The sequence below is a fragment of the Nitrospina gracilis Nb-211 genome (assembly GCF_021845525.1).
Taxonomy (GTDB): Bacteria; Nitrospinota; Nitrospinia; order Nitrospinales; family Nitrospinaceae; genus Nitrospina; species Nitrospina gracilis_A.
The window spans coordinates 2446996-2462104 of sequence record NZ_JAKJKD010000001.1 but is presented as its reverse complement, the minus strand read 5'-3'; the positions used below and the strand labels follow the sequence as shown (position 1 = coordinate 2462104).

Sequence of the window (15109 nt, the reverse complement as noted above, 5' to 3'; positions counted from 1 at the left end):
TAATGTGTAAGGATTTCTGCAATGCGTCCAGAAACCGGGTCTGAAACCAGGGGCGATCCGCGCCGCGCTTTCGCTGATCCCGCCCAATGGAAACAGCTACATGAAGCCGTAACGGCTCAGGAATTTGCCGGCGCCTGGTTGGCTCTCCAGTGCAGTCACGTTCCCGGAATCACCCGCGGCGTGGTGGTGCTGGGCGATCCCAAAACCCGCGAATACGCTCCCGCCGCATTCTGGCCTGAAAAAAAAGGCATCCCCCTTCATCTCACCGGCGCCGTGGAAATGGCCATGGAACAGCGCAAGGGAGTGATGCGCAATCCCACTCAAGTCAACGGCAAAGCGGATGCAGCCTCCAAATTTTCCTACCTCGCGCATCCTTTTCTTGTGGATGGTGATTTGTATGGGGTTGTGGGAGTGGAAGTCGCTTCCCGCAACCCGAACACCTTGCGCATCCTCATGCGTCAACTGCAATGGGGGGCGGTGTGGGTGGAGCAGTTTTATCGCCGGGACAGGGGCAAAACCCCGTCCGGCAACAAGCACCTCGCCACCATTCTGGAACTGATCACCAGTGGTCTGGAAGAGGAGCGGTTTCATGACGCGGCCAATGCCGTGGTCACCGACATGGCGGTGAAACTGGGTTGCGAACGCGTGACCCTCGGTTTTACCAAAGGCACCAAGATGAGGGTGGTGGCGTTGTCGCACAGCGCCAAGTTCAACAAGAAGACCAACCTCATCCGCGACATCAGTCGCGCCATGGAAGAATGCCTGGACCAGGCGGCAACCATCCTTTATCCCTCGCCCGACCCTTCGTATCCCTTCATCAACCGCGTGCATCAGGAGCTTTCCAAACAGCACGGCAAGTCTGGAATCTGCACGGTGCCGTTGATTGTGCACGACCACATCATCGGCGCGTTGACATTTGAATTGTCCGGTGGAAAGCGGTTTTCGCCGGAGCAAACGGAAGTGTGCGAAGCCATTGGTCAGGTGGTGGGGCCGATTTTATACACCAAGCGTCGGGACGACCGGAATATTGTCACCAAAGTTGTGTTGTCGTTCTGGAATGTTTTGACCGGGTTGTTTGGTCCGCGCAACCTGGGGTGGAAGCTGGTGTGCCTTTTGTTTGCCGGGGTGATTGCATTTTTCTCTTTTGCCACCACGCAGTTTCGCGTTTCCGCGGATGCCACGTTGCAGGGCGCGGTGCAACGCGTCATGGTTGCTCCTTTGGATGGCTACATCTCGGAAGCGCTGGTGCGGCCGGGGGACATCGTGGAAGAGGAGCAGGTGTTGTTCACACTGGACGACAAGGACCTGGTGCTGGAACGGCTCAAATGGAAAAGCGAACTGGAAAAATACCGCCGGCAGTACCGCGATGTGCTGGCCAAGTTTGATCGCAGTGAAATCCGCATTCTCAAAGCGCAGATCGAACAGGCGGAGGCCAAGCTGGAGCTTGCGGAAAAGCAGTTGGCGCGTACCAAAGTGAAATCCCCTTTTCATGGCATGGTGGTGTCCGGCGATTTGAGCCAGTCGCTCGGCGCGCCGGTGGAACGCGGCGAGGTGATGTTTGAACTCGCGCCTCTCGATACGTACCGCGTGCTGTTGAATGTCGATGAGCGCAATATCAACCATGTGAAGCTTGGGCAGAAAGGCACGCTCGTTTTGTCGGGGGCCGTGGAGCAACGCCTGCCGTTTGAAGTGACGAAGATCACGCCGGTTACGGAAACCAAGGAAGGCGGCAACTTCTTCCGTGTTGAAGCACGGCTGGGCGGCAATCCGGATTTCCTGCGTCCCGGCATGGAGGGTGTGGGAAAGATCGAGATCGGGGAACGCAAACTCATCTGGGTGCTCACGCGCGAAATGATCAACTGGTTGCGTCTGCAGCTCTGGACCTGGTGGCCATAAACTTCGCATTCTGAAACGGGAAGCCATTATGTCCCTGGATTCGATGTACAGTCCGATGTGGTATCGCGTGGCGAACCTCAAGCCGCGGTTGCGGAGCCATGCGGAGGTGCACCGGCATCATTACCGCGGACGTCTCTGGTATGTGCTTCAGGATCATTCATCCGGTCGCTACCACCGGTTGAGCCCCGCCGCCTATTACCTTGTCGCGCAAATGGATGGCCATCGCACGTTTCAGGAAATCTGGGACCGCGCGGTGGATTTTCTCGGCGACGAGGCGCCGACGCAGGACGAAATGATCCGTTTGGCGGGCCAGCTCCATACCAGTGATACCCTGCTGTGCGATGTTCCACCGGACACGCTGGAATTATTCAGCCGCCACCGGCTCCACGAAAAAATGAAATTGAAGCAGTGGTTCTGGAGCCCGCTTTCCATCCGTTTCCCTCTCCTCAATCCCGAGCGGTTTCTCGAACGCTGGCAGTCGGTGGCGCGGTATGCGTTCAACTGGTTCGGCTTCTTCCTCTGGCTGGCAGTCGTGGGCTATGCGGTATCCCTTGCCGGGGTGCATTGGGGCGGGTTGACTCAGAACCTGGCAGATCGCGTGATGACGCCGGAAAACCTGTTTGTGCTGTGGCTGGTTTATCCGGTGGTGAAACTGGTTCACGAATTCGGGCACGCCTTCGCCACCAAGGTGTGGGGCGGCGAGGTGCACGAAATGGGAATCATGCTGCTGGTGTTCATACCTGTGCCGTATGTGGAGGCATCCAGCGCGTCGGCGTTCAGTGATAAATCGAAGCGCATGATTGTGGATGCGGCGGGAATCATGGTCGAGTTGTTTCTCGCGGCGCTGGCCATGTTCGTTTGGGTCAATGTTGAACACGGGATCATCCACACCATCGCCTACAATGTGATCCTGATCGGCAGTGTGTCCACGCTTCTGTTCAATGGCAATCCCCTCCTTCGTTTCGACGGCTATTACTTTCTGTCGGATGCCATCGAGATTCCAAACCTGGGAAGCCGTTCCACGAATTTCCTGGGCTACCTGTTTCAGCGATACCTGTTCGGTGCGAAGCATGTGAAGTCGCCTGCAAACGGCTGGGGCGAACGCCTGTGGTTCCTGTTTTATGGTGTGGCGTCGTTTTTTTACCGGCTGTTCATCATGGGCGTCATCGTGCTGTTTGTGGCAAGCAAGTTTTTCATAGTTGGTGTGGTGCTTGCCATGTGGGCTCTCATGACCATGCTGGTCATCCCCATTTATAAAAAGCTCGACTTCCTGGTCCGCAGTCCGGTGATATCCGGAAAGCGCGCCCGAGCGGTGGCGCTGAGCGCCCTCTTGGTGGTGTCGCTTGCCTGGTTCATATTCAAGGTACCGTTTCCTTATGCCACGCGGGCGGAAGGGATTATCTGGCCTCCGGAGAAATCGCTTCTGCGCGCCGGAACCGAAGGGTTTATTCGTGAAGTCAAGTTTGGTTCCAATCAGCGGGTTCATCAGGGCGATGCGATCATGATCAACGAAGACCCCTTGCTCGCGGCAGAGAAGAAAGTTCTGGAAAAAGAAATGCAGGAGCTGGAGGTTCGGTACATGGCGTTGCGCTTTGAAGATCGAACGCAGGCGGAAATCAAGAAGGAAGAAATGCTTGCGGTGCGCGCCCAGTTGGAACGCATGCAGGAAAAGGAATCGCAACTGGTGGTGCGCAGTCCGCTGAACGGCACACTCATTCTTCCAAATGCGGGGGATCTGGATAACCGCTTCGTCAAGAAGGGTCAGCTATTGGGTTACGTTGTCGATTATCCTTTGAGAACCGTGCGGGTGGTGGTGCCGCAGGACCGCATCGGGCTGGTAAAAGAACAAACCCGCGGTGTTCATGTGCGTATGGCCGAACGCATCTCCGAGGTGTACGTGGCTCAAGTGAAACGGCAGGTTCCGGCGGCGACGGAAAAACTTCCGAGTATGGCGCTGGGCTTGCCCGGAGGCGGTGAGGTTGCGGTGGACCCCAGCGATGAAGCGGGAATGAAGGCGTTTAAGTCTGTGTTCCAACTTGATCTGGAGTTACCCGCCCAGGCGGGAATGCGGAGCATTGGTGAACGTGTCTTTGTCCGTTTCGATCATGGCCGGGTGCCGCTTGCGGAGCAGTGGTACCGCACCGTTCGCCAGCTTTTGCTCAAGAGGTTCGGGGTTTAAATGTTCATAGAAAATTGGGCAAGGCCCGGCGTGGCTTCTGGTCTTTATCCAGAAAAGCAAAAGAAACATGAGGGGTGGCTGGATGGCACATGGCGTTGGCTCGTTCAACACCGTGGCCCCCAATCACTGCTTCCTCCTCCCGAGGCCTACCGTTTTTTGGAACAGGTGACTCGCCTGAAGGAAGAATTTCGCGGGTTGACGGAAAAGGAAATCCGCAAGGAAGCCCGGGGGTTCCGATCTCCCCTGCATCGTCAGGGATTTCAATCCTACTATGTGGCTCGGAGTTTTGCGTTGGTGGTGGAGTGGTTTGCCCGCAATGAAAATGTGAGCCCAGGCGACAGCGAAGTGCTGGCGGGATGGGGCCTGATTCATCAACGCGCGGTGGAGTCCGGAGAGGCAAACGACAATGCGGTTTCGATCGCCCTGGCGGCGATAACGGCGGCGCTGGCGGGCCTTCCGGTGCATGTCATCACCGCAACGGATTATCTGGTGCGGCGCCATGCCTCCCGTCTCTCCCGAATTTGCGGCACGTTGGGCGTTTCGGTAGGGCAGGTGGTGGCGGGGATGGATGTTCCTGCACGTCAGGAGCAATACCGCGCGGACATCACCTTCACCACTCACAAACAGGTTGCTTTCGACTACCTGAGGGATCACCTGGCTTCCGAGGGGCGGCGCAGCCGTCTGCACTTGCACCTCGGCCGATTGAACGGAGCGGAAGACCGTGAACGCAGCCTGGTTTTGCGTGGATTGTGCTTTGGCATCATTGATGATCTGGATACGGTGCTCATCGATGATGCGCGGGCGCCACTTCTCATCTCCAGAAATACGGATTTGCCCGGTGCGCGGCAGGTTTATGAAAAGGCGCTGGAACTCTCCGCGCTTCTTCACGCCGGGATGGATTTCGAGATCGACAACATGCGGAACCATGTCCGGTTGACGTCGAGTGGACGAATTCACGTTGCGCAGATCACCGAGTCTCTGGGAGGAATGTGGTCGGGGATGGAGCGAAGCCAGGATTTGATAACCCAGGCTCTCACTGCGGTTCATCTCCTCGTTCGGGATCGGCATTACCGGGTGAGCGGGGAAAGAATCCATGCGGAAGAACGCGCCCTGCGTGCCCTGCAAATTCAGCCGTCGTGGCAACGTGGCCTGTTTCAGTTATTGGAATTGAAGGAAGGGCTTCCCAGCTCCGGGGGCCGGGAGACGCTGGCCAAAATTTCCTACCAGGAATTATTTCAGCGCTACCTGCATCTGGGCGGCATTTCCCACACCCTGGTGGGAGCGCGGAAGGAGCTGGAAAAGACATATCCGCTTAAGGTGATGCGGATTGGAAATCGAGATGGAATTAAAAGACGGGCGGGATGCTTCCGGCTGTACCCTGATGCGGAAAAGAAATGGGAAGGTGTTGTGGGACGGGTGCAGGCCCTGCATCGGTCCGGCAGGCCGGTGATCATCGGATTGCGGTCCTTGCCCATGGCAGAGTTGCTGGCGTCCATGCTCGCCAAGCGTGGCCTTCCGCATCAGGTGATTGCAGGTATGCAGGAGGAAGACGAGGCTCACCGGCTGGAGACGGCCGGGCGGCCGGGCAGCATCACTTTATTGCTTTACCATGCGGGAAAAGGAATGCGCGCGGCGGTCCATGCGGACAAGGCTGTTCACGCGGGAGCGCATGGAATCCTTGCCGAAGTCAGCGAATGCCGGCGGCATGACCGGAAGCTGATTCAACGTTGCGAAGCGGGGCAGGCTGAAGGGGATTATGACTATTTTCTTTCCCTGGAAGACGAGGTGGTCCGGATGTTTGCGCCGGCCTGGGCGGTGACAGCGGTAAGAGGATTCGGCTGGATGGGTGGCTGGGCGCGGCATATGTTTTTGAACTTGACGCAGCGGCAGGTAGAACGGCAACATGCGGTTTCGCGCGCGAAACTCATGGACACGGACAAACAAGCTGGCAAAATGCTGGCGTTTTCTGGGCGAGCGGAATAAATGAAAACAAAAGTTTCTATTTTTCTTTGGTGGATTCTGTGGTGCGGTCTTTTTCCCGTACACTCGGCGGTGGCGCAGAAGGGAACGAGTGACTTTGACTGCGTGATCGAACCGTTCATGACAGTGGAGTTGAGCACCTCGATTCGCGGAACGCTGGAGGAGGTGTCGGTGAAGCGCGGTGACTTGGTGAAAAAAGGTCAGGTGGTGGCGCGGTTGCGTTCCGGCGTCGAGGAGGCGGGAGTTCAACTGGCCAAGGCGCAGGCTGAATCGAAAACGCAGATTGAGATCAACAAGGAAAGGTTTGCGTTGAGCCTGCGCAAGTTAAAACGGGTCAATGAGCTGTACGAAAAAAACATGGTGCCGAAAAACGAACAGGACGAGGCGGCGACGGAAAAAATCCTGGCTGAACTGGAAGTCCTGAGGGCGGAAGAGGGGCATAGGATTGCCGGACTGGAACTGAACCGAGCCAGGGAGGTGTTGGATCTCCGCAGTATTGTGAGTCCCATCAACGGGGTGGTGGTGGAACGCCTGAAGTCGCCGGGTGAATTTGTGGAAGAGCAACCTGTGGTGAAGCTGGCTCAGATCGACCCGTTGAACGTAGAGGTCATTGCTCCCATTACCTACCTTGGAAAAATCAAAACAGGTATGAAAGCCACGGTGTTCCCGGAAAACCCGGTGGGTGGAAGTTACAAGGCGGAGGTGAAGATCGTGGATTCGGTGGTCGATGCCGCCAGTGGCACGTTCGGCATCCGCCTGGAGTTACCCAACCCAAAAAACAAAGTCGTCGCCGGTCTCAAGTGCGGCGTGCAGTTTCCTATTAAATAACAAACGCGATACCGCCCCGCATGCTTTGGCGGTTATTCTTCATCCAGGTGCTCAAACTCCCTGGCCCCATTGTTTAAAAACTCATCCAAAGATTGCGGTTCGAACAATGGCCCCATCCCCGGTGCCAGTTTGCTGTGATAGATGGGATCGTTCTGGAATCCCATCTGGTTGGAGTTCTTGCCGTAGCCGGCGATCAGCACCAGGATCAATGGCACCCAAATCAGCCCAAACACCTCACGCCATGTCAGGGAGTCCTTCGCCATCCGGACACTGGCCCAGAACATGCCGAGCGTTATGATGAAGTTGATGAGGTAGTCCAGGACCTGCATCCAGGTTTCATTCAAAATCCAGAAATAAATAAAGGGGTCGATGCCTTCCAAAATGAGACCCAGGAAAAGTCCAATGTCCGCGATCACGAGATTGCGCACGAAGTAGGACTTTCTGTATTTAAAAAATGTGTACAGGCTGAGCAGGCCGGCAAAGCTGAGAATGCTGGCGGCGAATCCAATTACAATGCTGTAAAACTCTTTCTTCCAGAACGAATCGCTGGGGTCCACCATACGCCCCATCCAGGTTCCCGCCGCAATGACCACCAACGAAAAAACAATGGGCACCCACGGACGGTCGATGAAGTCCCGGAACGCCATGAAGCGGTCCATCTTCCTTGTGCTTTCCACCGGGTGATTCGGAAGCAGAACCCGGAAGCGGGTGCGCCCGATACTGATGACGTCTCCGGAGTTCACCGCCACGGTCTTGTCGTGAATTTTTGGGGCGCCGTTCACCTGTGTGCCGTTTCTGCTGCCCAGATCCTTCAGGTACACCTTGCCTTCTTTGCAGAGGATGAAAAGGTGCTCCGGGCATACGAACAAATCATCAACGATGACATCGTTCGAGTACGCACGCCCGACGCGGATGCGGTCGCGATCGAACACGTGGCGCGATTCCACCGCCGGTCCCTGTGGCGCAAGCAATTCGATGATTATTCGGTCCACTGGATGCTTCCCATGAATTTCTTTAAAAACCGCCGTGCCAATGGTTCCGTCAGTCCGGCCATTCCTACCTGGATGATGTATTTGCGCGGCGAATCGCCGAGTATGGCGAAGCTCACGAACACGTCATGCAGTTTGGGGTACTTGATGTAGCGGCGCACGCAATATGCGGCCTTCCAGTTGTGCGAAGCGAGCATGACGAAACTGTTATGGCAGGAAAATTTTGTGACTTCTCTACGGGTCGCATAGGGATAAAAATGCCCCTGTGCGTATTGAGCGGAAAACCGTTTGTAGAACTCGAGAGAACTCAGGCTCTGGCTTTCCAACCAGAAAAAAGAGTAGCCGACCGTACCGGTGGAAAGGTCGGATGAAAGATAGATGTTGCGGTCGCTCTGGCACCGTTTATCGCCGTAAAAGAGAAACGCATTTTGTGAAGGATCCTCCGACCGGCTACGTCCCCAGCACTTCACGACGGAAGGCAGGATGCTTTGCGGCACCTTGAGCGCGCCCAGATTTTCGAACAGCCAGTCGGACTTCACCGCTTTCTCGATAATGTGTTCGTAGCGTTTGAGGATCTGTTCCTGAATGACCTCCGGCCAGTTTTTAGGCTCGCGTTCGGTCTTAATGCTTTTTTTCAGTTTGATCAGGTACTCCACCGGGACGAGGTAACTGAGGTCGTTGCCCTCGATGGCGACATTCACCCCGACCACCTTGCCTGCGGCATCGAAGGCCGGGCCGCCGCTCATACCTGGGTTCAATGCCGCGGACAACAGAATATGTTGATAGGGTGCATCGCCGACCAAGCCGTTGTATGTGCCTTCCAAAACCACCATGCCAACATCCAGCGGATTGCCCATGGGGTACACTCCCGTTCCCTGCCTTTGCTTGGACGATCCAAGATGGACGGGTTTTTTGCGCGACGGTTCGCCACGCAGAATGGCAAGGTCGTGTGCAACATCGATCGCCTCGACGGTGAGGTTCCCCACCTTTCGACCCTTGCGGTAGTACTCGATGCGGTACTGGTCCGGTTGATCGACCACGTCCGAGATGACATGGAAATTGGAGGCAAACAGGCCATCCTTGGAAATGCGAAAGCCGGAGCCGATGACGTATTTTTCGCGCGAGTGGATATCGATGACGCGGATCTGGTACACCGCCTGGTTGTTGCGCTGAAATACTTTTTGCGCGGTGCCGGTGAGGGCGCGGGCCGATTCTATGAACAATGTCCCGGAAGCAATCCAGAATAAAAATGTAAAAAGAAAAAGAGAGATGCGCGAGGATTTGGGTAAGTGGATCATTTTCGGACCGGCCTTCATGCAAAGGTGAACGGTAAAAAATGATTTAATTTTCGGAATACACACCCTTGTATTTTAAGGTAAGGGAAGGCGTCCGGGGAGGCAACGAAATAAAACCGTTTCAGGCCAGATAGTGACGGAAAATACGGGAGAACCGGCCAGGTCTTACCAAAAAGGATTACTTTTTGTTCAAGTTGAATAGGCCCAATTTGGCATAAGCTATCCCACTCGATGGAGGAAGGTAGGTTTTTGTATGATTGCCAGCCGCGGCGCCAACCCGGGTAGAGCGATAGAGGTCAAGTCACTGCCGAGTTTTAAGATATTGAGACCGTGAGGAATCGAGCCTCCTACCCGCTGATTGCGAATCCGATTTTTCCCGCAAGGATTTTCGAAAATCCACCCACAGGCAGTTCAGGTTTATCCTTTCAAGCTCCCCTGAATATGTTGCAATGGGCATTCTCAGCCGCACTCTTGGGTTTCTACTTGATTTAGGGTATTTATTTCGACTTCCGATTTTAAGACAAAAAATTCCCAAAGAAATTGCAATATATTTCGGAAATCCGTATAATTTCAAAAAAATATATGGAAAGTAAAATATTAATGTCGGAAAACCTTCCTCGGGGGCAACGTGAGGGAGGAGGTTGCCGGCTTCTTTGAGACCACGCCCTGTAGTCCTAAGTTCATATAAGCCCGGGTCGTAAACTTTGATCCCCTGACCTGCTTTCGGTTAATTGAACTGCATTTCGTACCCAAAGCTTCAATTTGTAAGGTGACTTATCTTTCCTAAGGATGCAATGCCGGATAAATTCAGAGCATTCAACTTAATAGGAAAATCTCCAAAATTTCAAAAAGCTTTGGATTCAATCGACAAATGCTCCCAATGCCTTGCTCCGGTGCTTATTCATGGAGAGACGGGTACGGGTAAGGAATTGACCGCCCGGGCCATTCACTACCTGAGTCCGAGGAAGGGGCGCCCCTTCATTCCGATCAATTGCGGTTCGATCCCCGAAAACCTGATTGAAAATGAGTTGTTTGGCCATGTGAAAGGTGCGTATACCGGAGCTGATAACGTCCAGCCGGGTCTCATTGCGCAGGCTCAGGGCGGCACTCTGTTTTTGGATGAAATAGCCAGTCTCCCGTTAAGTGCGCAAATTGTTTTGTTGCGATTTTTGCAGGACCGGCGTTATCGCCCTCTGGGCGGGAATAGTTTGCATGAGGCCGACATAAGAATCATTGCCGCAAGCAACGTTGACTTGCGCCTCTTGAAAAAGAAAGGAAAATTTCGGGAGGATTTCTATTACCGCCTTGATGTTTTGAGGATTTTTTTGCCCCCTTTGCGGGAACGTCTGGAAGACCTGGAACTCTTGAGCCAGTACTTTCTTCTACGCTATTCCTTGCGCTACAATTTTCCAGAAAAAAAGCTTCAGCCCCAAACTCTTTGCTGGATGCAAAACTATCATTGGCCTGGCAACCTCCGCGAGTTAGAAAATTTTATTCATCGTTCTGTCCTGATGTGCGAAGGCGATGCCATTTCGCCCCCCGATCCCGTTTTCACTGAAATGGATTCGGGCCCTCTTTATGAACTTCCTACCTCGGACAATCTGAAAAACTTTAAAGAGGCCAAGGCACAAGCCCTTGCTGAGTTCGAATCCAATTATCTTTCCCGGTTGATGACTGAAACCCATGGAAACATTACTGAAGCGGCGAAGCGGGCCGGGGATATGGATCGAAGCGCCTTGAGAAAGCTTCTGAAAAAGAATGGTATCAACAGAAAAAGCTTCATACCTTAAGCTTTGATTCCGATTTTCAACTTTTCAACTGCGTTGCTTCACACTCCCTCATGTTCAGCCGCAGATAGGATAAAAAGCACCCACCCGGGAAAGGTTTGTCCCATTCCGGTAAAGCCATTAGATATTCAGCGTTGGCAATCCATTGCCCTTTTTTTGCCGGGGTTGAAATTTCCCACCGTTACTTTTTTCTCATCCTAAACCCATTAAAAAACAAGCGTAAACAACCTCGCTCTTCCGGCATCATATTTGCTGTAACAACGTGATTGTGGAAGACATGCCTCGCAGGTCACTCGATAAAGATGTCGTTACCCTTTGGAGTTTGATCTGCGATATCGAAGGTTATTTAAAGGTTCACACTCAGGCAAAAGACAGCATAAGCGGCGTGAGGATCTGGCTGACACAGCAGAGGATGGAAGCCAGGACGGAACTGATTCAAGAAGCGCTGGATTATCTGGTAAGCCGAGGCCTCATTGTGGAGGGCGAATTGCCGGATGGAACCAAGGTTTATGGCAAGCCAGATAATTTCAACAAATGAAAGCATTGGGGTGGCTGTGATGAAAGTCCATTCGTCCGGTAACCGGAACTCGTCCCGATGGGAAACGTGGCAAAAGGAGGAGAGAGGATGATAAGCCGTATATCTGCGATATTAGGTAAAGGTGCCCCCAAGGCACCGGGGTATACAAGGTCTGTTTCACGGGTAAGAAGCTACAAAACGCTTTCGGCGATTTCCGCCAAGGCCGCCGGCTGGGTGACCCCAGACTCCCGGATGGATCGGATTGATATATCCGATTCCATGGACCCTTTTATTAAAGAGCTGTCGAAAATCATTTCCAAGGGCCAGATACCGACCAACCTCGATCTGGTGCCTATGGGGCGTGGGTTGAAAAACTCGGATGGTTCATTTGGCTCCATGACGCTGGATATCCGCAATGAATTGTTTGAAGTACTGTTCGAGCAGGAAGTATTGAAAGAACGATCCAAGGCGGTTTTTTACCAAAATTCCGGCGAGTCCATTGCTCAGTTTGGTCATTTTCACGTGTTTGGCAGTGGTATTGATCTTGGCGCGCGCAACCTGAATGATGACGCCTTGCGTGCCTGTGAGGTGCTGTCCTATCCGAACCTACTGCGCAAGACGGTGGGCACCATGGGGATAGGCTCGCAGGAACTGACGCCGTCCCAGGCCGCAATGAAGCAAAGCATCAGCCGTCCCTTTCACCGCGTTGAAAATGGGTATGACATTGGCGCCGGGTTGGATCCTGTTGCCTCCCGGGAATATGCCATTTCCCAGTGGAAGGCAAATGCATCGGTGGATCAGGTCAACTTCTTCCTCGGAAAAGGCTCCATGGTGGAGGCGTGCTTACCGGAAAGCTGGGCTTCCAAATATACCACGTCGGATGGCTTTCATGTCTATGCATTGCCGTTGCAAACCTCAGGGCTGGCCCATCCGTTGGAAGGGAGTGCATTGCACATTGTGGGTGTCCATCCCAATGGATTTTTAACGACGTATGTCATTGGCGCAGGCAAACATCCCTGGTTGCTGGTGGATCAAATGAATCAGCCGGTCGCAGGGTCCATGTGGAGTGTGCGTCATGACATTCTTGAGCTGACGCTGAACAATGATGTTTCTCTTAGGGAAACCATGGGGGCCTCTGGTTTTGAAGACGCTCAGGTGTTCATGCGCGAATACTGGGACTGGGTGCGGACGCTTGATAAGGGCGAGTGGATGCGCTGTATGAAATTGAGTGCATTTGATCAGTTGAGCCCATACATGGCGGGCTACAGTAAGTCGGAGCAAAGCCTGCTCAGCTATATTGCCGACCGGACGGTTACGGAAGAAGATTTGCTGGAATGGGACAGTTCCATGGAAGAGCGGGGTGGCCCGCCGGAGTTGTTTGATGACCCGAATGACCAGATTGAAGCCGACAAGGCCTTCGATGTGTCGGATAAATCAGAAAGGCTGATGGCAGGGTTTCACTACATGCATTCCCTTCCCCTGCAGACCACGGACCTGACGGCGGGCAATAGAATGATGTCTCACCTGAATTCTGTGAAAGGTGCGGTGGGGCAGGGTTTGGCGCTGGACCAGTCAGCGGACAACGTGACTTTCATCCAAAACCTGTCGAACCCGGCCGATCTGAAGCATCTCAAAGGCCGTCTTAAAGCCGGCGGTGGCGTTGTTTTGTGTTATCCCACCGAGCAAACACTCAAGTGTTTCTCCGAGGCCCTGAATGTTCCAGTGCAGGATGATCCGGAATCCATCGAAATGTACGGGGTGCACTGCAACGCATGCGTCATTTCTTATAAGCCGGTGTCTTCGCCGTTGCCAATTCAGGGAACCGGCAACCTGCCGCCGAACGAACAACTGCTTGGTATGGCAGAGCCCCATGTTCAACTGAGTGAAGGAGAGCAGGCGCAACAGCGTATTTCGATGGTGGTTGATGGGCTCAGGAAGGCACAGAGGCATGATGTGAATGCCGTTCATAAACGTATAACCGGTACGGAACTGAAGGCCGGTGAGAGTGGTGGCGGACCCTCAGATATCTGGGGTATGGCGAATATGAACCTGGGTGGAAACTACCGTCATTATAACTTTCATCTGGATGGCGAAAACAAAACCGTTCAATGCAGTTTCATTACCAATCTCTGGGGCGCCGCGATGAATGTCTGGGCCAACCCGGATGGAACCAAGGCTCAGCAGAAGGGGAGTGATTGGTATCTGATGATGGCGACCTGCGTGTTCGGTCCAAGCAATGCATGGCATCCCAGCTCCGATGGTTTGACCAAGGGCTGGTATGCCTATGAATACATTTTGGGACTAGCGCCGCAGGACTATCCCAACCAGGTTCCCGGTCCGGACACCTTGCAGTTGATGAGCTCTTCGCCGGACAGTTCGCCTCCTTCACCAGAAACCAGGGGCGTGTCTACCAGCCAATCCACCAATGTCAATGGCTCCATTGGGTTCTTCGGTCCCACTCTGACGGGCACCATCGGGGTTGGTCATTCATGGAGCATGAGTGACAGCTCATCGTTCTCAGTGTCTTTCTGTGATTTGCAGAATTCATCGACCAATGGCGGCAGTGGCGCCAATGGTTACTGGAGCTACACGTTCAATGACTTCACTGCGGATGGATCTCCTTCAAATTTTGAGATCAACACCTTTCAGCCCAGCGGGGCGCTGGTGTGGAAAATGCCGGATGAATACCGGAAAAAGAATACCAATTATTTCCAGGTCCAGCTGCAATTCGGCGCCACTTTCCGAAACTGGTATTACAACGATGGTTGGAATTCTCAGGATTGGAAAGTAGGTATCAGTGGAAGCAATCCGAGTGAGGGTATGGCGACAGTCAAAATAAAATTCCCGCTGGATGAGGCACAGCAAAAGGCCAAGGAAGCCGCGCAGGAAGGATGGGTGAAAACGAGCCGGGTTTGTGATGTCTGGCAATCCGACGGGCTCAGCCCGATCACTCAAACAGGCACCACTATTCCGGCGGGAACGGAAATCAGGGAGATCATCCGGGCTATCTCCCAGGTTGGTGAAAACAAAACCGATAAGGAGTTCTGGAAGGTCAAGTGCAAGGACCAATCGGTCTACAAGGGAGATTTCTATATCCCGGTCGAGCAGGCACCGGTGCAAAAACCATCCAAGAAATCGTAGTAAAAAGTCGCTAATCAATAAGTCAGATTAATGGAAGGAGTTGAAGATGGCCCAAAGTCATATCGATTACCAAAAGCAGTTACGGGACTTGTTTTCAGAATATGTGGAGCAGGTCCTGAAGCAGAAGTGGAAGGGAACCCCCAACCCGGACTTCGATCCGGATAACCCCAAGCCCTGGGTTGAAAAAAATATTCCGGGCGACTGGGAGGGCTTTGAATTCAAAGTGGATCCTATCGGCTATGGGTGCGGGCTTGAAGAGCCGGAAAAAAATCAATTCATTGTGGAACTGCCTGGCGCGCCGAATCCTCCCTCGGACTTGTCGCCCGACGAGGTTTTGGTTAGCGGCAGTCCTCCCCCTCCCCCAACTCACGACAAGTCCGGTGGCCATTCAAAGGGCGGCGGGGCGGTTTGCTGTTGTTCAAGCCTTGTCTGTTGCTGTTGCTGTTAGTGAAATGATTTCGTTCGGCAAAGATGAATTCCCGGACCGGGTCTCCGGC

10 protein-coding genes are annotated in these 15109 nt (G+C 53.7%); 8 read left to right on the top strand and 2 right to left on the bottom strand.

All coding sequences use genetic code 11. From position 1 onward, the window contains the following. The first annotated feature begins 21 nt into the window (after positions 1-21). The 4 genes from J2S31_RS11650 to J2S31_RS11635 are packed head-to-tail and all read left to right on the top strand — an operon-like array spanning position 22 to position 6883. Positions 22-1896, top strand: a complete 1875-nt coding sequence (locus J2S31_RS11650) for an HlyD family efflux transporter periplasmic adaptor subunit (protein ID WP_237099262.1) — start codon at positions 22-24, stop codon at positions 1894-1896. Between the two features lie 28 nt (positions 1897-1924). Further along, positions 1925-4075, top strand: a complete 2151-nt coding sequence (locus J2S31_RS11645) for a hypothetical protein (protein WP_237099261.1) — start codon at positions 1925-1927, stop codon at positions 4073-4075. Next, positions 4076-6058, top strand: a complete 1983-nt coding sequence (locus J2S31_RS11640) for a preprotein translocase subunit SecA (RefSeq protein ID WP_237099260.1) — start codon at positions 4076-4078, stop codon at positions 6056-6058. Beyond that, complete coding sequence (locus J2S31_RS11635; RefSeq protein WP_237099259.1) at positions 6059-6883, top strand: efflux RND transporter periplasmic adaptor subunit; 825 nt, start codon at positions 6059-6061, stop codon at positions 6881-6883. A gap of 32 nt (positions 6884-6915) precedes the next feature. On the opposite strand, the gene J2S31_RS11630 is transcribed toward J2S31_RS11635, so the two are convergent. Beyond that, entirely contained in the window at positions 6916-7875 is a 960-nt protein-coding gene (locus J2S31_RS11630) for an FHA domain-containing protein (protein ID WP_237099258.1), read from the bottom strand. Then, a complete protein-coding gene (locus J2S31_RS11625; protein ID WP_237099257.1) occupies positions 7863-9095 on the bottom strand; it encodes a S1 family peptidase in 1233 nt (410 codons plus the stop codon). Before J2S31_RS11625 ends, J2S31_RS11630 begins: the two co-directional genes overlap by 13 nt. 866 nt (positions 9096-9961) lie before the next feature. Here J2S31_RS11625 and J2S31_RS11620 point away from each other — a divergent pair. The 4 genes from J2S31_RS11620 (at position 9962) to J2S31_RS11605 (ending at position 15060) form a co-directional block, all read left to right on the top strand. Beyond that, positions 9962-10957 (top strand): sigma-54 interaction domain-containing protein, encoded by a 996-nt coding sequence (locus tag J2S31_RS11620; RefSeq protein WP_237099256.1) that lies wholly within the window; start codon positions 9962-9964, stop codon positions 10955-10957. A 259-nt stretch (positions 10958-11216) separates the two neighbouring features. After that, complete coding sequence (locus J2S31_RS11615) at positions 11217-11492, top strand: hypothetical protein (protein WP_237099255.1); 276 nt, start codon at positions 11217-11219, stop codon at positions 11490-11492. 87 nt (positions 11493-11579) lie between these two features. After that, entirely contained in the window at positions 11580-14612 is a 3033-nt protein-coding gene (locus J2S31_RS11610) for a hypothetical protein (protein WP_237099254.1), read from the top strand. A 46-nt stretch (positions 14613-14658) separates the two neighbouring features. Continuing rightward, positions 14659-15060, top strand: coding sequence for a hypothetical protein (locus J2S31_RS11605; RefSeq protein ID WP_237099253.1), 402 nt, complete (start codon positions 14659-14661; stop codon positions 15058-15060). Positions 15061-15109 lie beyond the last annotated feature (49 nt).

What these genes read in the sequence shown, in the direction of transcription:
- J2S31_RS11610 (WP_237099254.1), top strand. Translation starts at nt 11,580, where the DNA reads ATGATAAGCCGTATATCTGCGATATTAGGTAAAGGTGCCCCCAAGGCA.
- J2S31_RS11640 (WP_237099260.1), top strand. Translation starts at nt 4,076, where the DNA reads ATGTTCATAGAAAATTGGGCAAGGCCCGGCGTGGCTTCTGGTCTTTAT.
- J2S31_RS11650 (WP_237099262.1), top strand. Translation starts at nt 22, where the DNA reads ATGCGTCCAGAAACCGGGTCTGAAACCAGGGGCGATCCGCGCCGCGCT.
- J2S31_RS11645 (WP_237099261.1), top strand. Translation starts at nt 1,925, where the DNA reads ATGTCCCTGGATTCGATGTACAGTCCGATGTGGTATCGCGTGGCGAAC.
- J2S31_RS11635 (WP_237099259.1), top strand. Translation starts at nt 6,059, where the DNA reads ATGAAAACAAAAGTTTCTATTTTTCTTTGGTGGATTCTGTGGTGCGGT.
- J2S31_RS11620 (WP_237099256.1), top strand. Translation starts at nt 9,962, where the DNA reads ATGCCGGATAAATTCAGAGCATTCAACTTAATAGGAAAATCTCCAAAA.
- J2S31_RS11605 (WP_237099253.1), top strand. Translation starts at nt 14,659, where the DNA reads ATGGCCCAAAGTCATATCGATTACCAAAAGCAGTTACGGGACTTGTTT.